A 22,789-nucleotide genomic window follows, 5' to 3' on the forward strand; every position below is an offset into this window, starting at 1 on the left:
TTTTCTATTCTCGTTCTGGAATATAGCTGATATTTCTCAGGTTTGAGAGCTTTTTCTAAACATCCAGCCCAACACCTCTAACCATGCTGCACCCTTTCAGATATATTCTATTTTTGGAATATATCGATGGTGGGGGAGTCTACCGCATATGCCATATGGCATTCAAAGTACTCCCTGCATGGCGACCCCTGGCAGCGCTTTCGACCTCCACCCCAATGGTGCGCTGTCTTACGTCCTCAGATTCTACGCATACACACGGCATGTCCGTAGAATGAAATGTACCGAGTGATTGGTGGAGAACGGTTTATGGCACATCAGAAGCGGGGCGCAGACGCCCATCACACGACATCACGCTATGCGGAAATCATCGCCCGCTGGGTTATCGGTATCTACTCAATCGCGACAATTCTGACGCTTTTCACCTGGATTATTTCCCCGCTTCGCAGGGGTCACGGGTTCACCTGGTGGGAAATCACCGCGAGCCTGCTCAACATCCCATCAAGTCATACGCTGGTGAGCGCGGTCATCATGGTGGTCATGACATCCGCTCTGATTACCCGTAAACGAGCCGCCCTCTACGCCGTCATCTTCTTTCAAGTCATCGGCATCCTCATCGGAACACGAAGTGCGCTTCTGCTCTTCTTCCCCGATAACGTGATGCCGAGCGAAGAATTTTTCTCCTCCACACTCGACACCGTAGCTATTATTGTGGCGGCTATCTTTATTCCGCTTCTCATCCTGGCACGCTCTGCCTTCCCAGCGCATATAGGCCGAATTTCATGGGTATTGGCAACCGTGGTCTTCCTCGGCGGGCTAACGGTGACAACCCTGCTGGCCTGGTACTTTGGGCATCACGTGCCGGGGGTTACGGTTCCCCACCTGCTCAAACAGGGGTTAGGGCTCGATAGTTTTCCCGAACTCAAGGGTGCAAACCCGGGTGCTACGGTGGTGGGAGCGGCATCCGTGTTCTACGGAATTTTTGCACTGATCGCGGTGTATGTGGTGGTGCGGGGGTACCGTGTCCCTAATACCTGGACCGCCGATCGGGAATTGCGCCTGCGCGAACTTTTACAGGAGTATGGCGGGAACGATTCACTCTCGTACTTTGCAACACGCCGCGATAAGCAGGTGATTTTCTCGGCGGATATGCGCGCCGCTGTCACCTACAGGCAAGTGGGCTCTGTATGTTTGGCGTCCAGCGACCCGGTGGGCGATCCGGCATCCTGGGGTTCCGCAATCGACCGGTGGATGCACCAGGTGCGCCGCTACGGGTGGATTCCCGCCGCCATCAGCGTGAGCGAAGACGGCGCCAGAGCTTTCGCATGCCGGGGACTGGGCGTAATCCGCATGGGGGACGAAGCCATTCTAGAGGTCTCACGTTTTAGCCTGAACAATACCTCGCTTACGGAGGTACGCCACGCCCACCAGCGGGTTCGTAAGGCCGGGTACACTCTGAAAATCTGCAGGCATCGTGAGCTTTCACCCGAGCAGCTGCACGAGGTGGAAAATAACGTAGACGCTTGGCGTCACGGCAAGGTTGAGCGCGGGTTCTCGATGGCACTCAACAGGCTCTCAGACCCCGCAGACGATCGCAATCTGCTTGTTTCAGCGCATGATTCTGCTGGCACAATGGTTGCGCTCCTCTCATTCGTGCCGTGGGGCCGCACCGGCATATCGCTGGATGTGATGCGCCGCTCCCCTGACAGCCCCAACGGCATCGTGGAATATATGGTTGCCCAGCTTATGGAGGATGCCCCCGACTACGGCATCACGCGTGTTTCACTGAACTTTGCTATGTTCCGCCATGTGTATGAGAACGCAGATCAGTTCGGTGCTGATGCTTGGAGCAGGTTCGCTTCTCGGTCGCTGGGGGTTTTAGACAGGTTCCTTCAGTTGGAGAGACTGTACCGCTTCAACCTCAAGTTCGCCCCGGAGTGGATGCCGCGCTATATGGTTGCGGAACCGACGCTGGCCTTTCTGAACGTTGCGGCAGCGGCTGGGGTTGCCGAGGGCTTCCTGCCCGATTTTTCAGCACGTAAACAGCGCCATGAAGTGCACCGCCTGACTGAAGACCAGATCGCGCGAGTGCACGAGATCGAGCGTATGCATCCGGGCGAGGCGCAGGCCCCCGAACACCGCTTCAGCGATCAGACCAAGCACCGTATTCGTCACCTGCAGATGCTTCGGGATGCCGGTATGAACCCGTACCCGTTGGGAGTCACATGCGAGTATTCGACGGTGCAGGTGCACGATGGGCTGAGCGGCCATACGCTTCCAAGCGGGGAGTTTACCGTGTCGGGCAGGGTGCGGTTTATTCGCAACCACGGCGGGGTTATCTTCCTGACCCTGTCTGAGGAAGGCAAACAGGTACAGATTATTGCCGAGCGCAGCCTTGTGAGTGAGCGCGAGTTTCAGCTTCTCAAGTCCGCCGTCGATACGGGTGATATTCTGCTCGTGACCGGCACGGCGGGGGCTAGCCGCACCGGAACCGCATCTGTCATTGTGCACGGCTGGCAGATGGCGGCGAAGTGTCTACACCCCATTCCGTACGGGGCGTTGAATGATCCGGAGGCGCGCATCCGCAAACGCTCGACCGACCTGTTGGTGCATCCGCAGCAGCTTGAAAACCTTCGGATGCGCTCCTCACTGATCACTGCCATTCGCCGCACGCTCGATGATGCAGGGTTCACCGAGGTTGAGACCCCGATTCTGAATACTATTCATGGCGGTGCGAGCGCGCGCCCCTTCAAAACTTTTATTAACGCCTATGGCGCGGATTTGACGCTTCGCATAGCACCCGAGCTGTATCTTAAGCGCCTGGTGGTTGGCGGTTTGGGCGCTGTTTATGAGTTAGGGCGGGATTTTCGCAACGAAGGCGCGGATGCCACCCATAACCCGGAGTTCACGGTGTTAGAGGCTTATAAGCCTTACGCAGATTACACGGTCATGCGCAAACTTACCGAAACGCTCATCAAGAATGCCGCCCAGGCCGTCTATGGTTCCGAGGTACTTCCGCTGGGCGAGAAGGGCAGTACCGAGCGTACTCTCACGGATGTCTCGGGTGAGTGGCGGGCAGTTTCGGTATGCGAAGCCCTTTCGCGTGCGCTGGGGCGCGATATTTCGAGTGAAACAGATTTTGAGACTTTGCTTGAGCTGGCGCATGAGCATCAGATTCATGTGCGTGATGACATGGGCGCGGGCGCCATTCTTGAGGAGCTTTACGGTGAGCTGGTTGAGGCGAAGACCGTGTTCCCCACGTTTTATACGGATTTTCCGGTGGAGACCTCTCCCCTGGCGGGTGCGCATCGCGCCAAGCCGCACCTGGTGGAACGCTGGGATCTAGTGATTAACGGTATGGAGATGGGAACCGCCTATTCCGAGATGACGGATGCTTTAGAACAGCGCCGCCGCCTGACCGAGCAGTCTCTCAAGGCTGCTGCGGGAGACCCGGAAGCCATGCAGATTGATGAGGATTTTCTGTACGCCCTTGAGACCGGGCTTGTCCCGACGGGCGGGTTGGGCATCGGCATTGACCGCTTGGCGATGCTCATGGCGCAGACCCAGATTCGTGGGGTTCTTTCTTTCCCGTTTGTTAAACCCGTGAAGTAGCATGTAGTCAAAGATTCATTTTCTCCACTGGAGAGTGTTTTTATGTCTATTAAACGATGTTTGATATGATTTGTGGTTCAGCCATAACTTTTTGATGTTTTTGCTTGTCAAACGGAGTATCACCCGTGTTCCGGCTATATTAATTATTCGTTACAAATGTGGACAAGACCCCCAATGAGATTGCCGTACACCCTCCATCAACGGAACAATAAGTACCTGTAATTTCTAAAGGGAATTTCTTTCCCTGGCGTGCGGTCTACCCGGTTTGCACCTTCGCGCCTTCATGCCCGCATAGTTGCTACCCCTATTACGCTTCTATGCCGTGACGAAAGAGAAAACCTGTGGACTCACTTGTGAATTATATTCAGGACATCAACGCCTCCACCGCTGGCGCCACCAGCGTAGTTGACAGCATTCAAAGCTGGATATGGGAAAACTTTCTGTTCGTTGCCTTGATTGTCGTGGGCTTGTTCTTGACGATCCGCACCCGTGCCGTGCAGTGGCGTTCCCTGCCCGAGATGCTGCGCGTGCTCACCGACCCGTCCGGCCACGAGGCCGATGGGCGCAAGAGCATTTCCTCATTCCGCGCGTTCACCGTTTCGGCGGCATCCCGCGTGGGCACCGGCAATATTGCTGGCGTGGCGATCGCTATTGCAATGGGTGGTCCCGGCGCGGTGTTCTGGATGTGGGTCATTGCTGCCGTGGGCGGCGCATCCGCTTTTGCCGAATCCCTGCTGGGTCAGCTGTATAAAGAACGCGGCAAGGATTCCTATATTGGCGGTCCTGCCTACTATATGCAGCGTGGCCTGAATGCACGCTGGCTGGGCCTGATTTTCGTGGGCTTTATTGTGCTCACCTATAGTTTTGTGTTCTGCGCGGTACAAACCAATGCGATCGTGGAAGCTAGCGCGAATTCCTTGGATATCGGTATTTCCGGTACCGAGGGTATGGCTTTCCGTATCGTGGTAGGCCTTTTCATTGCCGCACTGACGGCTGCGATTATCTTCGGCGGTATCCGCACCATTTCTACGGTCACCGAGTTTATGGTGCCGTTCATGGCGGTTCTGTACATGCTGCTGGGGCTGTTCGTGGTTGTGCTCAATGTGGGCGAAATTCCGAACGTTCTGCTCATGATTCTCCAGGGTGCTTTCGGTGTGCGCGAGTTCGTAGTGGGCGGCACGATGGGCGCCGTTATTTGGGGCATGAAGCGCGGTCTGCTCTCGAACGAGGCCGGCATGGGTACCGCCCCGAACGCGGGTGCAACCGCAACTATTTCGCACCCCGCAAAGCAGGGCTACGTACAGGCTTTGGGCGTATATTTCGATACGATGCTGGTCTGCTCGGTCACCGCGTTTATCGTGCTTTTGTCAAACCCAACCTATGGCAATAAGACCCGCGGTGCTGGACTGACTCAGGATGCGCTTGCCCACCAGCTCGGCACCTGGGCCACCCACTTCCTAACCATCGCGATTTTCCTCTTCGCCTTCTCCTCGGTCATCGGCAACTACTATTACGGCGAATCGAATATTCGCTTCGTGACCGAGAAGCCCGGGGCGTTGACGGCGTTCCGTCTGGTGGTGCTGGGCTTCGTATTCTTCGGGGCAATCGCATCACTAGAGCTGGTGTGGACCACAGCGGATATGCTCAACGCGGGCATGGTGATTGTGAACCTGACTGCGGTGGTGTGGCTTTCGCCGAAGGTCGTTGCGGTGCTCAAGAACTACGAGCGGCAGCGCAAATCCGGTGTGGAGCCTATTTTCAAGGCATCCGATATGCCTGAGATTAAGAATCTTGCGGCCTGGGACGGCACCGATGAGGTGACCACCCGCGAGTTCTGGGCTGAGCGTGATGCCGCGACTGCGGCCAAACGCGCCACAAAGGCTGCGAACGTATAACGTTTCACCTAGATAACTCTCCCCGCACAGCGCCCGAGGACATAAATTTTATGTTCTCGGGCGCTTGGCGTATCCTCTGGCATACTAAAGACGTGCTGACTTTAGGTTTTTCGGTATTTCCTCTTGTGCTTTTTCAGAATCCGACGGCGCAGGCACTCTACCAGTACACGCTGCTTGCCCTGATTTTTATCTGGATCGCTTCGGTGCTGTACTGCATTTTGACGGTGCATCGCAGCCCCTACTTCAACGAGATTCAGAAGCTCAAGTGGCTTCTGTTCATTCTGGTGCTCCCGTACTTTGGTGCGCTGGCATGGTTTTTGCGCGTGCATCGCGAGAAAAAGGATGCGGCCGCCGCGAACCAAACCGATACCGCCTCGAACCCTCACGACGGAGAAAAATAACATATCCTATGACAATTTCAACCTTCGGTGAGTAAGTTCACGAATACCGAAGTGGACGGTCTGTTACGGAGCCTGTATAGTTCTATATGTTGCCTGCGACTCTTTGAGTCGTATGACACTTGCGCGAGTGGCGGAATAGGCAGACGCGCACGGTTCAGGTCCGTGTGCCCGTGAGGGCGTGGGGGTTCAACTCCCCCCTCGCGCACCAGCAATCCCCGGCTCTGATGAGCCGGGGATTTTTTGTTGTGTCGGCAACATTTGGGGTTTTCGAGTCTATATTTTACGAGTAAAAAGTATATTATCGGCATGGTGGTCACACTATCCCCTAGAATAGAGTTGGGTGTGTGCACTCACACCTGACACAGCAAATGCACAGCTACAAAAGCTAGACTGAACCCTTCGGGTTCCCAACCACGGGATGCCAGGGGTGACATCCGGCCCGAGCCATAAAGGAGGAGGCAATGAAGTTATTTGATAAGTTGGAACGACTGGAGCAAGGCATCGGTCGTACCGTCGGCTTTTCTAAAGGCTTTGGCACCTTCGCAAAGGCTGATGTAGCTAACCGTATTCGCACGTCGATGGATGATGCCTCATATGTGGACCAGGGCGGTCACACGATGGCACCAAATATCTTCAACGTTCGCTTTTCGAGCGCCGATTTTTCGCGCGTGCGGGAGTGGGGCAACCCATTCGCGGTTGAGCTGTGCAATCTTGCTATTTCACATGCGCGTGCGCAGGGGTATTCGCTGATTGGGGCTGTACGTATTACCTTCAGTCCTATTGCCGATCTCGAAGCCGACGAGTTCGAGGTTGTGCCCAGTTTTGAGGCGTTCCAGGCCCCTCCCTCGGGTGCGACGAACTATGTTCCTCCCGCCGGTGCCGCCCACGGCGCCTCCGACTACGCCCCCGTTGCCCCGGCTCGTGATACCGGTCTGCCGACCAGAATTACAAAACCGCGGGCTACTCCGCCGCGCCGCACGGAACAGCCTCAGCAACAGCAACAGCAGGCACCTGCCGCGTCCGCGCCGAAACCGCGTTCCCCGCAGAATCCTCCGCAGCAGCAGCAACGTGCTGCGGCGCATCATGCTTTTGTGGATATTAACGGGCAGCGGTATGAGCTTTCTGGGGCACCTCTCGTCATCGGTCGCGGTTCCGATGCGTCCGTGCGGCTGGCTGACAAGGGTATTTCGCGCCGCCACCTACAGATTTCCCGCCAGGGAGGCAACTATGTTGCCACCGACTTGGGCTCAACCAATGGAACCCGGCTGAATGGTTTTCCGCTGAAAACCCCCACCGTTCTCCAAGATGGAGCGGTGCTACAGTTGGGCGGAGCCCGAGTTCTCTTCCGCTCAATTGCCTCTGGAGGTATACGTTAATGGCATCCGAGCTAACTGTAACCATACTGCGCTTTGCGTTTTTGGGGTTGCTCTGGTTCTTTGTGTTTTTCGTGGTGGCAGCCGCCCGCCGCGATTTGGGGCTGGGCAAGAACTTCCGCTCCGTACCCGTAGAATCTGCCGCAGACTCGCAGCCGCAACCGCAACATATTGCAGCTCCTCCTGCACGTCCTTCCCGCTTGGTGATCACCAAGGGAGTGCAGGCGGGAGCTATGATGCAGTTGGGTGACTCCCCGGTTACTATCGGTCGCGCCAATGATATTGAGGTTTCGTTGCAGGACGATTACGCCTCCGGTCGCCATGCCCGTCTGTTCCCACAGGGTTCTCGCTGGTTCTTGGAGGATTTGGGCTCAACCAACGGCACATTCGTAAACAACCAAAAGCTGACCCGCGCTACTGCTATTGAGCCGGGTGTCGATTTCCGTGTGGGCGGAACGACTATGCAGCTGAGGGGGTAATCGTTGAAGATAGCCTTTCGCTTTGAAGCCCGTTCCGATACGGGCGTGAAACGCAGCAAGAATGACGACTCCGGGTACGGTGGGCGTTATCTTGCTGTTGTTGCTGACGGCATGGGCGGGCACGTCGGTGGTGACGTCGCATCCGCTACCGCCGTTTTGAACCTGACCCCTTTGGACCACCCCGACTTTGACGGTACCGGCGGCATATACCTCGCCGACGAAATCCAAAGTGCCAACGCCATTATCAATGACCTGGCAGCCAGTGATCAGCGCCTTGCGGGCATGGGTACCACATGTACCGCTCTGCTGGTGGACGGCGAAAAGATCGAGATGGCCCATATTGGCGACTCGCGGGCCTATCGTTTACGCGCCGAAGAAGACGGCGGTTTCGAGCAGATTTCCACCGACCACACCTTCGTGCAGCGTCTTCTCAACGAGGGTCGCATCACTCCCGAAGAAGCGGAGAATCACCCGCACCGCAACGTGATTATGCGCGTGCTTGGCGACGTCGATGCCTCCCCCGAACTTGAACTGCAGACTTTAGAAGCCATTCCCGGTGAGCGCTGGGTGCTTGCTTCCGATGGTTTAGAAGCGGTGGTCTCTGATGAAGAGATCGAAGCCGTCATGCGTTCCACCGATGATCTGGGTGAGATCGCGGACGTTCTTATCCAGATGACTCTCGACGGCGGCGCACCCGATAACGTGACGGTCGTGGTTGTACAGGTTATCGATCGTGAGGAGCTTCCCGCCGATGAACCTGTAGGTCCTTCTGCTCTGCCGGAAACCGGCGAGATCGATACCTCACCGACGACCTCTGAGCTTGAGGAAATCACCGAAGAAGTAAACGCCGAAGAGGGTCTGTCCGATCACGATCGTGCGCTCAAGAAGTTCCGCCGCGCCCGTGACCTCACAGATTCCTTCCCCCACGACGGCGACGCGAGCGATCAGGATGCGGTGTACTTTGCCCGCACGAATGCCGCCATTTTGCGCCACGAGCTTGGCTCTCGCCCGCATCAGCTGGTGGGCAGCGCATCCGTAGCAACAGAGACCGGGCGTATTCCGGCGGTGACGAGCCGCACCCTGGAGCATCGGGCCTCATTGGCGCAGCGTGTGCCGATGAGCACCGAGGAACCCGCAAAGCTGCCGGATGAGCTTGAAGAGCTTCTGGCGGACCCGATTCGACGCCGTCGGCGCCCGATTCTGCTGGTGAGTGCAGCCGTAATCCTTGTGCTGGCCCTCATTGCGGGTTGGAGCGGGCTGAAATGGGTTGAGGGCCGCTACTACGTTGGCGAAAATAACGGTAAGGTCGCCGTCTATAACGGAGTTCCGCAGTCGTTGGGGCCAATCCATCTCTCCCATGTGGTCGAGGAAAGCGAAGTGGAAACTTCACAGCTGCCCGAACATACCCGCACGCTTTTGAAGAATACGATTCACGCGGATAATCTTGACGATGCACGGGTTATCGTAAACCGTATGCAGGCTCAGGTGAATCTGCAGGATGACCGGAATACACAGCCTTCCGGTGCGGCTTCGTCCGGCGCGCAGACAGGTCAAAAAACTTCAGCAACGGAAGGTGGTAATCGTGGCTAGGCTATTGCGTGATGCACACATACCCCGTTCGCGTCGCCTGATTGAGCTTGTTCTGCTCGTAGTTGCGGTCGGCATCGGCTCATTTTCCATGTACCTGATTGACCCCGAAACGGCGTGGGATATGGGGAAAAACCCGTGGATTCAAGGTACCGTGGTGCTGGGCGTGTGCGCGCTCATCGCGCATCTGGTGCTTCAATTCCGGGCGCGTTACGCCGATCCGTTTATTCTGCCGCTTGTTGTGGCGCTCAACGGAATCGGGCTGGCGATGATTTTCCGCATCGATAAGGATCCCGCCATGCAGAAGTCCCCAGTGGGCGAGTCCCAGCTGTTCTGGACAGGCTTCTCAATGATCCTCTGCTCCGTTGTACTGTACTTCCTGCGGGATCATCGAGTGCTGCGTAAGATCACCTATATTTCGCTGGTGCTCTCCTTCATCCTGCTTATCATGCCGCTTATCCCCGGCCTTGGTACCGAAATCAACGGCGCACGGATTTGGATCAGGCTCGGCGGGCGTACCTTCCAGCCCGGCGAAATTGCCAAGATTACTCTGGCAATCTTCTTTGCGGGCTACCTGTCCACACACCGCGATTTGATTCTCACAGCGGGTAAGCGTCTGGGGCCCATCAATCTGCCGCGTCTGCGCGATTTGACCCCAATTTTCTTGGCGTGGATGGTCAGCATCGGCGTGTTGGTTTTCCAGAAGGATCTGGGTTCTGCAATCCTGTTCTTCGGGCTGTTCATGGCGATGCTGTACCTCTCGACCGGCAAGATTTCCTGGCTTGTAGTCGGCGGTGTCGGCGTGGTGGTTGGCGGATACTTCGCCTACAACTCCATTTCTCACGTGCACGCCCGTATCTATGGCTGGATGCACGCCTTTGATCCCGAGGTCTATATGTCCTCCAGCGGTGGTTCCGGTCAGATCCTTCAGGGTATTTTCGGTCTGTCCTACGGCGGTCTCTTTGGCCGTGGATGGGGTCAGGGCCTTACCTCTTTGGTGCCGTTCGCTAACTCGGACATGATTATTACTTCTCTCGGTGAGGAACTCGGTCTGATCGGTCTGGGCGCTATTTTGATGATGTTCCTCATCCTCATCTCGCGTGGCTACCGCGCGGCGTTGGGCACTCGTGACGGTTTCGGCAAGCTCTTGGCGGCGGGCCTTTCCACGGTTATGGTGCTTCAGCTCTTCGTGGTGGTTGGCGGTGTAACCCGGTTAATTCCGCTGACCGGTTTGACCACACCGTTTATGTCTGCCGGTGGTTCATCCCTGGTGGCTAACTGGATTATCGTGGCGTTGTGGCTTTCGATTTCGCATACCGCGCGAGCGCCTCACGTCGTGGTCGGGTTCGACGTTCCCGAAAGTATCGACCACGAAGACTACAGCTATGAATCTGAGGGCGCAACCAGCGTTCTCGCCCGCATTTCAACTCAAGAAGCAGGAGGTGACCGCAATGGATAGGGCAATTCGCCGCATGTGGATGGCCGCAGGTTGCGTTTTTATCCTGCTCATGGGTACGTTGAGCTATATCCAATTCTTCGACACCGAATCTCTCAAAGATAACCCGTGGAACTCGCGTTCTCTGTACGATAACTACGGTGCCAACCGTGGCTCTATCGTGGTCGATGGAACCGAAATCGCCTCGTCGGTGAAATCGGATGATGAGTATAACTATCAGCGCGTGTACTCTGAGCCGGAAAAGTATGCGGCGCTGACGGGTTATTTCTCGTCAGTGTATGGTTCTACCGGTGTCGAGTCCGCTATGGACAAGGAGCTTTCGGGTACTTCCGACAGCCAGTTCTACGATCGTGTTGCTCAGCTCTTCTCGGGTTCTTCGGCACGCGGTGCGAGCGTCGAGCTCACCGTGGATTCTAAGCTTCAGGAGCTTGCTAACAACCTGCTTCAGGGCCGTAAGGGTTCTATTGTGGCGATTAACCCCAAGACTGGCGAAATCTTGGCGATGGCCTCGTCTCCCTCATATGACCCGAATACGCTCGCATCCCACGATGGGTCTACGGTAGTCAGCAACTATGAGGAACTGAACTCGAATCCGAATAACCCGCTTTACAACCGTGCTATTGCGGGTAACACCTATTCGCCCGGCTCGACCTTCAAGATTATTGATGCCGTCGCAGCTTTGGAGTCCGGCAAATATGATGCGAACTCCACGATCGATAACCCCGCACAGCTTCCCCTTCCGGGAACCAATGTGTCGCTTCCGAACTATGCGGGCGGTCAGTGTGGAGGACGCACCAAGGCTACGATTGAATGGGCTATGGCGCAGTCCTGCAACACTCCTTTTGCGCAGATCGCAATGGATTTGGGTGAAGATAGGATCTCCAGGACTGCCGAAAACTTTGGTTATGGTCAGGATTTGAAGATTCCGCTGGCGGTGGCTAAATCGAATTTTCCGAAGGGTATGTCGCAGAGCCAGCTGGCGCAGGCATCCGTGGGTCAGTACGATGTACGCACCACCCCGCTGCAGGTGGCAATGACTTCTGCCGCGATCGCTAACGGCGGTGTGCAGATGAAGCCCAATATGATTCGTTCTGTCAAAACCAGTAACTTGAGCGTGCTCTACGAGTTCTCACCCGAGAAGTTGCGCACCTCAACTTCTACTAAAGTCGCCGATCAGGTGAAACAATGGATGGTGAACTCTGTGGATAACGGTATTGCCCGTAACGCAGGCGTGCCCGGGTATAAGGTTGCTGGTAAGACCGGTACCGCAGAAACTACGGGTGGTTTGAATAACTCTTGGTTTACCGGGTTTGCACCCGCCGATGATCCTCAGATCGCCATTGCGGTGGTCTATGAGGATATGGATGCAACAACCGGTTCCCAGCTTTCGACAAATGCAGGTAAACAACTTTTTGAGGCGGTGTTGAACAAGTGAGGCCTTCGGCTGATATCACCTTGGGCGGGCGCTACACCCTAACCGAACGTATCGCTATCGGCGGTATGGGTGAGGTCTGGAAAGCTCGCGACAAGGTTCTCGGACGCACCGTCGCCGTTAAAATCCTGAAAGAGGAGTATACGGGTGACCCCGGGTTCTTGGAGCGTTTCCGTGCGGAGGCGCGCCATACTGCGCTTCTGAACCACCCCGGTGTTGCCAATATGTTCGATTACGGTGAAGAGGATAACTCTGCATACCTGGTGATGGAGCTGGTTCCGGGTGAGCCGCTGTCGAGCATCATCGAGCGCGACGGCACGCTGCCGCCGGATCGTATCCTGAACTTTATTGCGCAGACGGCTCGCGCGTTGGCTGCTGCACATGCTCAGGGCCTCGTGCACCGCGATGTGAAGCCCGGTAACCTAATGATCACCCCGGATGACCGGGTGAAGGTTACCGACTTCGGTATTGCTAGGCTTGCGAACCAGGTTCCGCTGACCGCTACTGGTCAGGTGATGGGTACAGCCCAGTATTTGGCGCCCGAACAGGCAACCGGTCAACCTGCAACCCCGTCCTCCGATATGTACTCGCTGGGTATTATCGGGTACGAGTGCCTGGTCGGTCACCGCCCGTTCACGGGTGAATCACAGATCGCGATTGCTCTAGCTCAGGTGAACGATCCGCCACCGCCGCTGCCGGAGAGCATCCCGGCACCTGCCCGCGCCTTGATTATGTGCCTGCTTGCTAAGGATCCTGCGGAGCGTCCTAAGGATGCTACCGCGCTGGCGTCTGCTATTGATGCTATTCGCCGTCGCGATATTCCTGCCGCGATTAAGGCCGTGCCCACGCTGGAGGCGTTCTTGCCGGAGAATCTGGATACCGCCCAGACCTCCCTGATCGCCGAGCCTATTTCGGCATCCGCCGCTCCGAAGTTCGGATCTGGGTCGCACTTCACGCCCGGTCCTTCGACCGCTCCGATTCCTGAGCCCGGGTCAAAGGCTGCGGCCGCACGTACGGCACAACAGGGTCCGAAGAAACGCAACTGGGTATGGATCGTCGCTATTGTGGCGGCACTTGTGCTTATTCTCGGTATCCTCTGGGCTGTCTGGGCGGCAAATAGCCGTGCAACCCCCACTCCGAATACCACCAGCTCGGCAGCACCCAGCTCTGCGGCAGGGACTGTCACGGTAGCCACCCCGAGCGAGGAGTCCTCGGCTGCAAGCAGTACTCAGAAGCAGAAAATTAACCTGCAGGCACGCAGCTACGAGGGTCGTCCCCTTCAGGATGTTGTCAATGACCTGAAGAACCTGGGTCTTTCGCCCAGGACTGAAAGTGTTGAGTCTGAAGAGCCCGCCAACACCGTTCTGTCGATTTCACCGGCTGGTTCGGTAGACGAAGGCAGCACCATTACCGTGCGTTATTCAAGCGGTTCCAGGGGCGCGACCCTACCTAATGTTGATGGGAAGAACTACGAAGAGGCTTCTCGGACGATTACCTCGCTTGGTGTTGACGTGAACCTTCACTTCGAGCATTCGGACACTGCACAGCCCGGTACGGTGCTGCGCACCAGCCCTTCTTCTGGCACTAAAGTGTCAGTTCCTAGTAAGGTAGAGATGTATGTAGCTAATGAGTCTTCAGGTACGAGGACGGATTCTGACTCGTCGCCATCCGCAGCTACGCCTTCAGGCGCGTCGACTTCTTCTAGTCCTCGTACTGGGCGTTAGTGTCTGAGTCCACTCACATCAAAAACTATTTTTACCCCAGGAGAACGTATGGACCTGTTGGTTCCTGAAACGGTAGATGGCCGTTATAAGGTACTCGATGTTATCGGTACCGGTGCGATGGCTACCGTATACGCGGCGGAGGATACTCGTCTCGGTCGTAAGGTCGCGATGAAGATCCTGCGCCCGGAGCAGGCCCAAGACAAAACCTTCCGTTCACGGTTTAAACGTGAGGCGGAGGCTGTCGCATCCCTGAACAACCCCGGTATCGTTGCGGTGTACGACACGGGCGCTTATTCCCCGTCAGATCCCAACAGCGGATATGGCGTTGATGATGCCGCCGACGATGACGAGGCTAAGATCCCGTACATCGTTATGGAATACGTTGATGGCAGGACGCTGCGCAGTGTCCTTTCGTCGGGCGGGTACATTCCTGTGCGTGATGCGGTGGGGTACGCAGAGCAGCTTTTGAGCGCTCTAAAATACAGTCATTCGATGGGTATTATCCACCGCGATATTAAGCCCGCGAATATTATGGTGCTTCCCCGAACCGAGGACGACGCCGCGAAGGGGCAGCCGGGTCAGATTAAGGTGATGGACTTCGGCATCGCCCGAGCTATTGAAGAGGCTGGCGAGGCTCTGACAAAGGCCAATGTGGTGATGGGTAGCGCACGTTACATGTCTCCCGAGCAGGTCAGTGGTAAAGAAGTCGACGCGAGAAGTGACCTTTATTCGGCAGCATGTGTGCTGTATGAAATGGTTGCTGGACGTTCCCCCTTCGACGCGGAAACTAACGTCGATTTGGCGGCAAAGCATCTCACCGAGACTCCCGCCGCACCGAGTACCTTTAGTCCGCTGAGCGTACCCCCTGAGCTTGATGAGGTTATTCTTCGAGGTCTTGCCAAGAACCCGGATGATCGTTACCAGACCGCCGATGAGTTTTCGCAGGCGATCCGTCAGGGAGCGGGTCTGCAGGTTGGCGGCGGTATGCCGCAACAGGTTCCCGATGACTCCATGACCACCGCTTTTGCGCCTCTTGAGGCTCCCGCGGCGGGTGCGGCAGGAACCAGTACGGGTGAGGTTGATTTCGATGCCTACACCACGACCATGCCGCAGGTTTCGACTCCTGTTGAAGATGCGAACCTCAACGGTTTCTTTGATGACGATGAGTACGGCGGAGAAGAATTTGTTGAAGAGGAAGAGTTCCTTCCCGCCGAGCAACCCCGTAAGCGAACCTGGGTTCGTTTCCTCGTTGGTCTTGCTATTGCAGCATCGCTTCTGCTGGGTATCGGCTCGTTCCTGTACTACCAGGGCAAGCTCAATGAAGTTCCGCAGGTCGCTATTCCTACCGTGATGAACCAGTCGAAGGACGATGCCGAGAACCAGCTGCGCAATGCTGGCTTTGCCGTGGAGAGCCGCGGGGCATACTCCGAGAACGTGAAGAAGGGCGATGTTATTAGCGTCAACCCTGGCGAGGGTACGAAGGCGGCTAAGGGTTCTACCGTATCGCTAACTTACTCGAATGGTCCCGAGCGCGTAACCCTGCCCGATAACCTGCAGGGTCAGAGCGAAGCCTATGTGCGCAACGCTCTGAAGGAGCTCGGCCTTAAGGATGGTCGCGTCAGCACCGTTGAGAGCGCATCCGTTCCCGCCGGTATGGTAGTTTCTCTGGAGCCTGAGAAGGCTGAAACCGATGCCAACGGTAAGACCACGATCGAGGCTGGCAGCAACGTAAACCTGGTGCTGTCCTCCGGTAAGGTCAAGGTTCCTTCGCTCGTGGGTCTGACGAAGGATCAGGCTATTGAAGCTCTGACTGCGTCCGATGTTCTGCTCAACACCAATATTGAGACCGTTCAGACAAGCTCTGCGGCACCGAATACGGTGATTTCTCAGAGCTCCGCTGCGGGTACTCTGGTGGCCCAGAACAGCACTGTTACTATTCGTGTAGCGGCTGCCCCGGCGGCGACCGCATCTGCCTCACCGCGTGCGACTACCCCGTCGACGAATAATAACAACAACACCCAGCGCCAGCAGGGCAATCAGCAGCAGAATCAACAACAGCAAGGTCAACAGGGCCAGCAAGGTAATCAGCAGCAGAATCAACAACAGCAAGGTCAACAGGGCCAGCAGGGCAACGCTCCTGTACCTTCTGCAACGCCGAGTGCCGCTGCTCCTTCATCCAAGGCCGTACAAAACGGCAAGGAGAATGAAGAGAAAGAAGAAAGGTAAGGCTGGTTTGCTCAGGTAAATCCTGGTCATATATGTGGGGCGTGCTTTAGAATTTGAATCTAAAGCACGCCCCACATATATTTCTTCGGCTGTACCGCACACATAGAGAAGGCGCCTGACAGACCTACTTGGGTCTGTCAGGCGCCTTTACCGCTGCCCGCTAGGCAATTAGTGGGGACAACGATTTGGCACGCTCAGCGGCTCCCTCAAGCCCCGTTTCTTCCAGCCAATTACCCAGCATCAGATAACCGCTCTCGGTAAGCACGGATTCCGGGTGGAACTGCACGCCATGCATGGGCGCATCCCGGTGCCGCAGGCCCATAATAATGCCGCTCTCAGTCGTCGAGGTGGTTTCCAAGACCTCAGGCATAGTCTCTGGGACGACCGCCAGCGAATGGTAGCGAGTCGCAGTGAAGGGGTTCGGTACGCCTTTGAACACCGAGTCATTCTCGTGAACCAAGGTTGAAGTCTTGCCGTGCATCAGCTCGGGGGCGTGCGTGACGGTGCCGCCAAACGCCTCCGCGATAGCTTGATGCCCCAGACACACGCCAAGCAGGGGTTTATGAGTCTGCGCAGCCCAGCGAATGGTATCGATAATGACCCCGGCTTCTGCGGGGGCACCGGGTCCCGGAGAGATGAGCAGGCCGTCGTACTCGGCAGCCATTGTGAGCACGGTATCAAGGTCATACTCGTCATTGCGGATTACGGTTGTCTCGGCTCCGAGCTGCTGCAGATATCCGACGAGAGTGAACACAAAACTATCGTAATTATCTATAACCAGGATGCGGGTCATGGCTTCTCCTTTGGCAAGCGCCGCTAATGGTTGATGGTAACGTCAAAGTTGAACGGACCGTACTCGGCAAAATTCGGAAACACGAATTCCATGAGGGCGTATACGATCACGGCGATAAGCAGAATAGCAATGATAATGCGAACCCATAGAGGTCCGGGAAGATGACGAAAAATCCAACCGTACATGTTATATCCTCTCGGGTTAGGCGGGGTTCTGGGCTGCTTGGGCAATTTCCGCAGGCGCGCCAGCAGAGTTAGGCTGCCAGGATTCAAAACGGGCGTGCACAATATAACGTTCTGTGTCACCGTAACGCGGGTGGCAGGTCGTGAGCGTCATAATACGCTCCGTGGGCTCTTGTCCGGGTTTACTCGGAACCGGCTCGATCACCTCAATATTGTCAGGCTGCACAATCACATGCTCGTACACGGTGTAGGTGTAGTAGCCGTCTTTGGTGCGCACATAAATGTGATCGCCCACCTGCAGCTGGTCGATATAGTCGAGCACTGCGCCGCGTGTCTGTCGGTGCCCTGCGAGCGCGAAGTTGCCCACGCCGCCCGGCATGGCGGTTCCGTCGTAGTGTCCCAAACCGAGGGTATCGATCACGTCTGCGCTGGTACCCTGCGCGGCGGGGCGCTGGTAGTCTGCACCAAACCGGGGAATGTAGACAACCCCGAATCCTTTTCCGTGCTCAGGTTCGGCTTCAGGCTCCGGTGGATTTTGGGGATCCCACTGTTCGACTGGCGCGGCAGAGCTGAACTCGTGCGTCAGGGAATCGACGGCTTGGGACTGTGAACGGTTTGCGTCTATATTGGTCCACCAGAGCTGCCACACGACAAAGAGCAGCAGCACAAGACCAACGGTGATCAGAAGCTCACCCGTGATTTGGATGGTCCACCGCAGAATAGATTTATGAGGCTGAACTGCCTGATGCGCTTTCGCGGATGCATGCGCCATAGTTTTGGGTGTCCTCCATAGCGGGATGTTACCATCCCAGTCATTACACTTTCTTTAATGACAACGCCGGTGAAAGGTGAAATCATCCCGCGAGTCTGCAAAGATAGTTTTTAACGTACTACATAAGGTTACCCATACATCTGAGGCGGAGGAAAATATGTCCCCTAAGTCGGCTGCGAAAAAGTCGAAAAAGACTGCCAATACTAAGTCAAAGAAGTCACAAGACAAGAAATCGGCTAAGGCCGTTGAAGAAGATGCGAGCGAGCTCCGTCTGTTGGAGGTCGCTCGCGAGATGGAAACGAGCGGAACACAGAGAGAGGGTACTCCCCTGTGGTATCGAGTAGTGATGTTTTCGCTCGTTGCGCTGGGTATTCTCTGGATTATTGCGTATTACATTTTTGAGGGTCGACTTCCTGTGCCCGGTATTGGCATGTGGAATGTGACTATTGGCGTGGGTGCCATGATGGTGGGTATGGTCATGATGACTCGGTGGCGTTAGGTTAGGGCTATGTCCGAATCAGATGGGTCTCCTTCGCCTCAAGAATCTCAGGATGCCCCGCATGGCTCTACCTCCGATCCCATGCGGAGTACCGAGGATATTTCAAAACGTGCGGATATTCGTGCCGCCCGCGTGGAGACAAGGCTGCGCCGCTGGGCGTTGATCGGGTTTATCGTCGCTGCGGCGTTATTCTGGTTGGCGTCTCTTTTCTTCCGTTAGATCACGTATAAACGAGGCGGTGCCGTATCCTTGGGATGCGCCCGCCGCGTTCTTCTTGCTTTTAATCATGCTGAGGCTCTGCGACTGGTTCTTCGCGCAGGGGCTGCAGAATCCGCACGAATACGATCATGACGATCAGCTCCACCTCGTCTGGGTCAGCGCTGTGTGCTGCATGGGTCGGTCTGCGGCATGCACTTTCTTTGAGTCGTTCCACATGCTGTGTCATATACGGGGGTATACACCCGAGAATCCCTATACAGAGCGCAAAGATGACGTAGAACAGTACCCAGCGAACAAGATTCTAGGGCGCTTCGTCGATGCGACGTGCAGCAGAAAACACTGCCAAGATCTATATATGCAAATATTCCGATATAAGCATATATACTAGTCGATTTAGGTTTTAAAGAGCTGGTAAAAACAATGGTTTGTGTAGCAGCAATGTACTGTCATCAGCGTAGCAAATAAATGCCGCAACATAATCTGCAACAGCGCCAACACCACCAGGAATGCTGCCAAGGCGATCGTGGAAGTAAAGTCATAACCAGTAGAATACCGCCACGAAGTTGAGCGTTATCAGCCACAGGGTGAATCCGTGCGATGCAGCAGTGGGTGCGGTGCGTTTGATGTCGTTCACCCCTAGCTGTCCGTCATGAGTTCAAGAGCCCCTGATGAGCCGCATCAGCAACTCGACGACTAACTTTTTCCAGAACGGGCGAGTTGATATTCCAGTGCTGCCAGTACAGTGGGAACTCCACGGGCTTCTGAGCAAGTTTCACAAGTGTTTGGGCGGCGAAATATTCGCTACACTGTGCCTCCGGAAGCAGACCCCACGCAATACCCTCATAGACCGCCTGCGCATAGTCCGGTGACGAAGGAATATAGAGCGTTGGGCTCTGTTCGAATTCGGCTCTGGACAGTTTTAGGTCTTCCTCAATCAGAGCGCGTGCAGCATCCTGCACAAAGTCTTTACGATCGTATTCCACCACGGGTGCCCGGTTCAGGTCATCACGGGTAGTCTTCGCGGGGAACCCCGGAAGGTAACGATCCACATACGCTGGCGATGCCACGCACCAGTAACGCGCCACGCCCAGGTAATCTACCGAGCATCCGGGGATTTTTCCGGGCTGTGAGGTTATGGCAGCCATAACTTCCCCGGTACGCAGAAGGGCTGAGGAATGAAATTCGCCTTCACGCCGCAGGTCACAGAAAATTTCGTCCTCCTGAGCGAGCGTGCGTATAGCTTCCAAAAACCACGTTGCTAAAGAATCGGCGTTCAAAGCTATAGAGACTGTCTGGAATCCGCCCTCGCCCATGAGTTCTCGTTCCAGCTCAAGCTGCAGAAATTCACTTTGCCGGGCAATACGTAACACGCTCTGCCCGGAGGCTGTTGGGGTAACCGGGTTGGTGCGCTGCAGCAGAACTTTACCGGCCAGCTGTTCCATTGTTTTTACACGCTGTGATATTGCGGAGGGGCTAACCCCAAGAACGTCGGCAGCAGCGTCGAAGGTGCCGTATTCGATGACCGTGACGAATGTTTTGAGGTGGTCGGTCGTAAAACGTGTCATAAGAACATCTTACGTACATTGAAATAACTTAGCTAGGTTTACGGGGTTTTCAGACTTTTGATGTTCATCATCGCCCTGCGCATGTCCTATTTGGCGTACACCATTTTCACCCTGGATACACACCTCTAAGATAAAAGCAGTGGGACTGTTCCCCTTCAACGTGTCTACGCTGTCATTTAACCACCCGAAGGATATCCTCCATGGTCAAGCCACCATTCATGGAAATTGCATGCCCCGTTTGTTCCAAGCCCGTGAAGACTTTAGAATATTATCCTCGCTCGCTCTGTCCCGAATGTTCTGCACGGGTGACTGACCGGTCTGGCCGCCCGGTCGTTTTCTACGATATACAGGCGCTGCCGACTCCCAATAGCTCGGGTATAACGCTACTTGGCGGATTTTACGGATATTACGCCAATACCGGGCTGCAAGAAACCTACTCCAGTTCAACCTGCTACGTTGATGGAATAACCTGCGAGGCAAAGAATGCCCGTTTTGGCGGCATTGTGATCGAGGCGCTGTGAACCTATCTTCACCTCCGGATGAGTCTGTACTCCCGGATTCAGTGGCTTCTTCGAGTCCATTATCCTTCACCGTCTCCTTATCGGTAGAGTCAACGGACTCTGTACTATCTTCTTGCGCCGATGCGGACCACAGTTCATAGCTCTCCAGTGTCTCTTCGGCGCCCATACCTGAAAATGGAGAGGTATATATCTCGAATATCAGGATTTTTCGCAGACGCAGCACCATCGGTTCCAAGAAGTCACGCGCATGCCGATCGTCGCTGCTGGTCGTTGCCACAAAGCTCAGCCCAGAGAATACCGCAACGATCATCGTCACTTTAAGCACAACCGCGTTGTAGCTGACTTCAAGGTCTAAAATTTTCAGATGGTCGGGCTTGGTTCCTACTCACAGCTCGATGGTTTGGTCGGTAGCCGCCACAGAAGCAAACCATAAGAAGAAACCGAACACCAGCAGAACGAAGAAAACAGTTTGAATCAGCTGCCCCAAAATCGGGATTGCTGGCAGGTTCAGCCACTGCACAACCATCAGAGGGCGACGAACGATAATGTCGTGTTCGGCCTCTTGTACTGTACTGTCTGCGGTGCCTCGTTCCGATACGGCATGCCTAGCGCTCATAGCTGTCAAGCATACCCGATACAAGAGACTCTGCTTGAAGCTCAGCGCCAAAGAATCGTGCGCACGCCTTCAAAATAAGTTCTGTGCCATAACGTTGGATCGTATAAACACCCAGCTCGTCGTACTCAGCCGCAAGTTCACGGGGTTTCGCTAAACCAGAGGTGATTTCCATAAGCGAAGATTCTGCGCCGTCTTCGTCGAAAAGTAGGCTAAACCCGCTGTCATCACGTAGAAGCTGATGCAGTTTAGTGTCGGGCAGAGGCAAAAAGCCCAGCACGTCCTCGGGCTCATAGTAGATTACCTCAGCAAGGGTTGTTACATACCCCTGCGAGTCTTCTTCAGTAAGAACTGTATCGGTAAGCTCCAGATAGCTTTCTTCGTCCCGCAGAAGCTCCCGCGGCCACCACAGATGGATATACTCGGTGCACGCCAGCCATAGTTCCGCTAAAGGCAGCTTAACCTCAGCGGTGAGCGCCACCGTCCGGTATTTTGAGGTGTCCTCTCCCGTATACGGTTCCTGCTGTCGGTCTGAAAAAAGCGGGTACTCCATACATTCACTCTAACTCGGGAATAGGTTATTCGTCGGTACTTGATGCAGTAAACGTTCCAGAAACTCGTTCAGAAGAATGTGCAAACGATTGGTATTAGTATTCCCGTCATGAAGCCTCAGGCACGCTATCACAGACCGGTAAAAAGGACTTCTCTGGCTTCTGAAATTCTACGTATGGGTATACGCTGCTTAGCGCGTGAAAACATAGCTGAAGAATCGAGCAGGAATATGTGCCCGTTGCCATTCGAGCTCTTCGGTCAGAGATTTTCCCGAAAGCACTTTGCGAGTATATCGCTCAATATTGCGTGCATGGGCACCCATATGGGCTATGGCAATCGCATGTCCGCAGGCTCTAGCTACGGCTTGCGCAGACGGGGTCTCACAGTCCCGGGCCGTAGCATGGCAGAGCAAAGCGTGCTGACGCATAGTTCCCAACAGATAATGCACCGCGGTTGAACTCAGCGACCGCAGCAAGCCCCTGCCGAAGCCGAGGATCAGCAGGATATTGTTCCTCAAAAATGGGCAGTATCCGATACATACAATCTGCCGCCCAGACGATAAGTTCACGCCTCTCATCTATCGATAGCGTCAAATCCTTCGGGTCTGGGGCAGATTGTAAAGTCTCCATGCTCCTAAGATAACAAGAAAGCATATGCGCTCTCACAGATTTTCAACACCCCTGATGCGCCGATTATATTTCATGAGGTCTTCTTAGCCTTTAGAGCATTCACCAACGCGCGCCATAAGAACACAGCAGAGCCGATAGCTATCAAGAAGAATGCAAATCAATGGTTAAAACAAAAGAGACCCCTCACGGGGGTCTCTTCCATACATATGTAATTAACTAACAAACCCTCAGGCTTGTTGTTTCAAAACTATACAGCGAACGC

Annotated in this window: 22 protein-coding genes and 1 tRNA gene; 14 read left to right on the forward strand and 9 right to left on the reverse strand. The window is 55.2% G+C overall.

The window, feature by feature from the left end; translation table 11 throughout:
• Nucleotides 1-306 precede the first annotated feature (306 nt).
• The 11 genes from lysX (at nucleotide 307) to pknB (ending at nucleotide 16,182) form a co-directional block, all read left to right on the forward strand.
• The gene (lysX, locus tag HMPREF2756_RS06985; RefSeq protein ID WP_246825882.1) at nucleotides 307-3,609 is read left to right on the forward strand and encodes a bifunctional lysylphosphatidylglycerol synthetase/lysine--tRNA ligase LysX; all 3,303 of its coding nucleotides are present in this window, start codon (nucleotides 307-309) and stop codon (nucleotides 3,607-3,609) included.
• Between the two features lie 341 nt (nucleotides 3,610-3,950).
• Nucleotides 3,951-5,504 (forward strand): alanine/glycine:cation symporter family protein, encoded by a 1,554-nt coding sequence (locus HMPREF2756_RS06990; RefSeq protein ID WP_070619729.1) that lies wholly within the window; start codon nucleotides 3,951-3,953, stop codon nucleotides 5,502-5,504.
• A 50-nt stretch (nucleotides 5,505-5,554) separates the two neighbouring features.
• Entirely contained in the window at nucleotides 5,555-5,905 is a 351-nt protein-coding gene (locus tag HMPREF2756_RS06995; protein WP_070619733.1) for a PLD nuclease N-terminal domain-containing protein, read from the forward strand.
• A gap of 121 nt (nucleotides 5,906-6,026) precedes the next feature.
• A tRNA-Leu gene (locus tag HMPREF2756_RS07000) sits at nucleotides 6,027-6,113 on the forward strand.
• 253 nt (nucleotides 6,114-6,366) lie between these two features.
• Nucleotides 6,367-7,281 (forward strand): FhaA domain-containing protein, encoded by a 915-nt coding sequence (locus HMPREF2756_RS07005; protein ID WP_004006322.1) that lies wholly within the window; start codon nucleotides 6,367-6,369, stop codon nucleotides 7,279-7,281.
• Nucleotides 7,281-7,757, forward strand: coding sequence for an FHA domain-containing protein FhaB/FipA (locus HMPREF2756_RS07010; protein ID WP_004006321.1), 477 nt, complete (start codon nucleotides 7,281-7,283; stop codon nucleotides 7,755-7,757). Before HMPREF2756_RS07005 ends, HMPREF2756_RS07010 begins: the two co-directional genes overlap by 1 nt.
• Before the next feature lie 3 nt (nucleotides 7,758-7,760).
• Nucleotides 7,761-9,347, forward strand: a complete 1,587-nt coding sequence (locus HMPREF2756_RS07015; RefSeq protein ID WP_070619737.1) for a PP2C family protein-serine/threonine phosphatase — start codon at nucleotides 7,761-7,763, stop codon at nucleotides 9,345-9,347.
• Entirely contained in the window at nucleotides 9,331-10,803 is a 1,473-nt protein-coding gene (locus tag HMPREF2756_RS07020; RefSeq protein ID WP_210393538.1) for an FtsW/RodA/SpoVE family cell cycle protein, read from the forward strand. Before HMPREF2756_RS07015 ends, HMPREF2756_RS07020 begins: the two co-directional genes overlap by 17 nt.
• A complete protein-coding gene (locus tag HMPREF2756_RS07025) occupies nucleotides 10,796-12,235 on the forward strand; it encodes a peptidoglycan D,D-transpeptidase FtsI family protein (RefSeq protein ID WP_070619740.1) in 1,440 nt (479 codons plus the stop codon). The genes HMPREF2756_RS07020 and HMPREF2756_RS07025 overlap by 8 nt, the downstream gene beginning before the upstream one ends.
• Nucleotides 12,232-13,956, forward strand: coding sequence for a protein kinase domain-containing protein (locus tag HMPREF2756_RS07030; protein WP_070619743.1), 1,725 nt, complete (start codon nucleotides 12,232-12,234; stop codon nucleotides 13,954-13,956). The genes HMPREF2756_RS07025 and HMPREF2756_RS07030 overlap by 4 nt, the downstream gene beginning before the upstream one ends.
• 48 nt (nucleotides 13,957-14,004) lie before the next feature.
• Entirely contained in the window at nucleotides 14,005-16,182 is a 2,178-nt protein-coding gene (pknB, locus tag HMPREF2756_RS07035; protein WP_070619746.1) for a Stk1 family PASTA domain-containing Ser/Thr kinase, read from the forward strand.
• A 160-nt stretch (nucleotides 16,183-16,342) separates the two neighbouring features.
• On the opposite strand, the gene HMPREF2756_RS07040 is transcribed toward pknB, so the two are convergent.
• The 3 genes from HMPREF2756_RS07040 to HMPREF2756_RS07045 are packed head-to-tail and all read right to left on the reverse strand — an operon-like array spanning nucleotide 16,343 to nucleotide 17,929.
• Nucleotides 16,343-16,975 (reverse strand): aminodeoxychorismate/anthranilate synthase component II, encoded by a 633-nt coding sequence (locus HMPREF2756_RS07040; RefSeq protein WP_004006315.1) that lies wholly within the window; start codon nucleotides 16,973-16,975, stop codon nucleotides 16,343-16,345.
• 23 nt (nucleotides 16,976-16,998) lie between these two features.
• On the reverse strand, nucleotides 16,999-17,160 hold the full coding sequence (locus tag HMPREF2756_RS11270) for a hypothetical protein (protein WP_004006314.1): 162 nt from the start codon (nucleotides 17,158-17,160) through the stop codon (nucleotides 16,999-17,001).
• 16 nt (nucleotides 17,161-17,176) lie between these two features.
• Nucleotides 17,177-17,929 carry a class E sortase gene (locus HMPREF2756_RS07045; protein WP_048751100.1) on the reverse strand — a complete coding sequence of 251 codons (753 nt, stop codon included), beginning with the start codon at nucleotides 17,927-17,929 and terminating at the stop codon, nucleotides 17,177-17,179.
• Between the two features lie 157 nt (nucleotides 17,930-18,086).
• Between HMPREF2756_RS07045 and HMPREF2756_RS07050 the strand changes: the two genes are divergently transcribed.
• Entirely contained in the window at nucleotides 18,087-18,428 is a 342-nt protein-coding gene (locus HMPREF2756_RS07050) for a cell division protein CrgA (protein WP_070619749.1), read from the forward strand.
• A 9-nt stretch (nucleotides 18,429-18,437) separates the two neighbouring features.
• The gene (locus HMPREF2756_RS07055; protein WP_004006311.1) at nucleotides 18,438-18,647 is read left to right on the forward strand and encodes a hypothetical protein; all 210 of its coding nucleotides are present in this window, start codon (nucleotides 18,438-18,440) and stop codon (nucleotides 18,645-18,647) included.
• A 61-nt stretch (nucleotides 18,648-18,708) separates the two neighbouring features.
• Here HMPREF2756_RS07055 and HMPREF2756_RS11275 read toward each other — a convergent pair whose 3' ends face one another.
• Both HMPREF2756_RS11275 and HMPREF2756_RS07065 read right to left on the reverse strand, forming a co-directional pair.
• Entirely contained in the window at nucleotides 18,709-18,873 is a 165-nt protein-coding gene (locus HMPREF2756_RS11275) for a hypothetical protein (protein ID WP_168163752.1), read from the reverse strand.
• 421 nt (nucleotides 18,874-19,294) lie between these two features.
• The gene (locus HMPREF2756_RS07065) at nucleotides 19,295-20,212 is read right to left on the reverse strand and encodes a LysR family transcriptional regulator ArgP (protein WP_048780289.1); all 918 of its coding nucleotides are present in this window, start codon (nucleotides 20,210-20,212) and stop codon (nucleotides 19,295-19,297) included.
• A 200-nt stretch (nucleotides 20,213-20,412) separates the two neighbouring features.
• On the opposite strand from HMPREF2756_RS07065, the gene HMPREF2756_RS07070 reads away from it, so the two are divergent.
• On the forward strand, nucleotides 20,413-20,733 hold the full coding sequence (locus HMPREF2756_RS07070) for a hypothetical protein (RefSeq protein ID WP_070619755.1): 321 nt from the start codon (nucleotides 20,413-20,415) through the stop codon (nucleotides 20,731-20,733).
• A 385-nt stretch (nucleotides 20,734-21,118) separates the two neighbouring features.
• On the opposite strand, the gene HMPREF2756_RS11530 is transcribed toward HMPREF2756_RS07070, so the two are convergent.
• The 4 genes from HMPREF2756_RS11530 to HMPREF2756_RS11535 form a co-directional block, all read right to left on the reverse strand.
• The gene (locus HMPREF2756_RS11530; protein WP_070619758.1) at nucleotides 21,119-21,349 is read right to left on the reverse strand and encodes a hypothetical protein; all 231 of its coding nucleotides are present in this window, start codon (nucleotides 21,347-21,349) and stop codon (nucleotides 21,119-21,121) included.
• The gene (locus HMPREF2756_RS07080; RefSeq protein WP_070619760.1) at nucleotides 21,339-21,899 is read right to left on the reverse strand and encodes a hypothetical protein; all 561 of its coding nucleotides are present in this window, start codon (nucleotides 21,897-21,899) and stop codon (nucleotides 21,339-21,341) included. The genes HMPREF2756_RS11530 and HMPREF2756_RS07080 overlap by 11 nt, the downstream gene beginning before the upstream one ends.
• A gap of 189 nt (nucleotides 21,900-22,088) precedes the next feature.
• Complete coding sequence (locus tag HMPREF2756_RS11615; protein WP_371440704.1) at nucleotides 22,089-22,325, reverse strand: putative immunity protein; 237 nt, start codon at nucleotides 22,323-22,325, stop codon at nucleotides 22,089-22,091.
• Entirely contained in the window at nucleotides 22,279-22,527 is a 249-nt protein-coding gene (locus HMPREF2756_RS11535; protein ID WP_246825883.1) for a putative immunity protein, read from the reverse strand. Before HMPREF2756_RS11535 ends, HMPREF2756_RS11615 begins: the two co-directional genes overlap by 47 nt.
• Nucleotides 22,528-22,789: the final 262 nt, after the last annotated feature.

Source organism: Rothia sp. HMSC067H10, assembly GCF_001810635.1.
In the GTDB taxonomy this organism is placed as follows: Bacteria; Actinomycetota; Actinomycetes; order Actinomycetales; family Micrococcaceae; genus Rothia; species Rothia dentocariosa.

What these genes read in the sequence shown, in the direction of transcription:
- lysX (WP_246825882.1), top strand. Translation starts at nt 307, where the DNA reads ATGGCACATCAGAAGCGGGGCGCAGACGCCCATCACACGACATCACGC.
- HMPREF2756_RS06995 (WP_070619733.1), top strand. Translation starts at nt 5,555, where the DNA reads ATGTTCTCGGGCGCTTGGCGTATCCTCTGGCATACTAAAGACGTGCTG.
- HMPREF2756_RS07005 (WP_004006322.1), top strand. Translation starts at nt 6,367, where the DNA reads ATGAAGTTATTTGATAAGTTGGAACGACTGGAGCAAGGCATCGGTCGT.
- HMPREF2756_RS07010 (WP_004006321.1), top strand. Translation starts at nt 7,281, where the DNA reads ATGGCATCCGAGCTAACTGTAACCATACTGCGCTTTGCGTTTTTGGGG.
- HMPREF2756_RS07025 (WP_070619740.1), top strand. Translation starts at nt 10,796, where the DNA reads ATGGATAGGGCAATTCGCCGCATGTGGATGGCCGCAGGTTGCGTTTTT.
- pknB (WP_070619746.1), top strand. Translation starts at nt 14,005, where the DNA reads ATGGACCTGTTGGTTCCTGAAACGGTAGATGGCCGTTATAAGGTACTC.
- HMPREF2756_RS07040 (WP_004006315.1), bottom strand. Translation starts at nt 16,975, where the DNA reads ATGACCCGCATCCTGGTTATAGATAATTACGATAGTTTTGTGTTCACT.
- HMPREF2756_RS11270 (WP_004006314.1), bottom strand. Translation starts at nt 17,160, where the DNA reads ATGTACGGTTGGATTTTTCGTCATCTTCCCGGACCTCTATGGGTTCGC.
- HMPREF2756_RS07045 (WP_048751100.1), bottom strand. Translation starts at nt 17,929, where the DNA reads ATGGCGCATGCATCCGCGAAAGCGCATCAGGCAGTTCAGCCTCATAAA.
- HMPREF2756_RS07050 (WP_070619749.1), top strand. Translation starts at nt 18,087, where the DNA reads ATGTCCCCTAAGTCGGCTGCGAAAAAGTCGAAAAAGACTGCCAATACT.
- HMPREF2756_RS07055 (WP_004006311.1), top strand. Translation starts at nt 18,438, where the DNA reads ATGTCCGAATCAGATGGGTCTCCTTCGCCTCAAGAATCTCAGGATGCC.
- HMPREF2756_RS11275 (WP_168163752.1), bottom strand. Translation starts at nt 18,873, where the DNA reads ATGACACAGCATGTGGAACGACTCAAAGAAAGTGCATGCCGCAGACCG.
- HMPREF2756_RS07065 (WP_048780289.1), bottom strand. Translation starts at nt 20,212, where the DNA reads ATGACACGTTTTACGACCGACCACCTCAAAACATTCGTCACGGTCATC.
- HMPREF2756_RS07070 (WP_070619755.1), top strand. Translation starts at nt 20,413, where the DNA reads ATGGTCAAGCCACCATTCATGGAAATTGCATGCCCCGTTTGTTCCAAG.
- HMPREF2756_RS11530 (WP_070619758.1), bottom strand. Translation starts at nt 21,349, where the DNA reads ATGAGCGCTAGGCATGCCGTATCGGAACGAGGCACCGCAGACAGTACA.
- HMPREF2756_RS07080 (WP_070619760.1), bottom strand. Translation starts at nt 21,899, where the DNA reads ATGGAGTACCCGCTTTTTTCAGACCGACAGCAGGAACCGTATACGGGA.
- HMPREF2756_RS11615 (WP_371440704.1), bottom strand. Translation starts at nt 22,325, where the DNA reads ATGCGTCAGCACGCTTTGCTCTGCCATGCTACGGCCCGGGACTGTGAG.
- HMPREF2756_RS11535 (WP_246825883.1), bottom strand. Translation starts at nt 22,527, where the DNA reads ATGGAGACTTTACAATCTGCCCCAGACCCGAAGGATTTGACGCTATCG.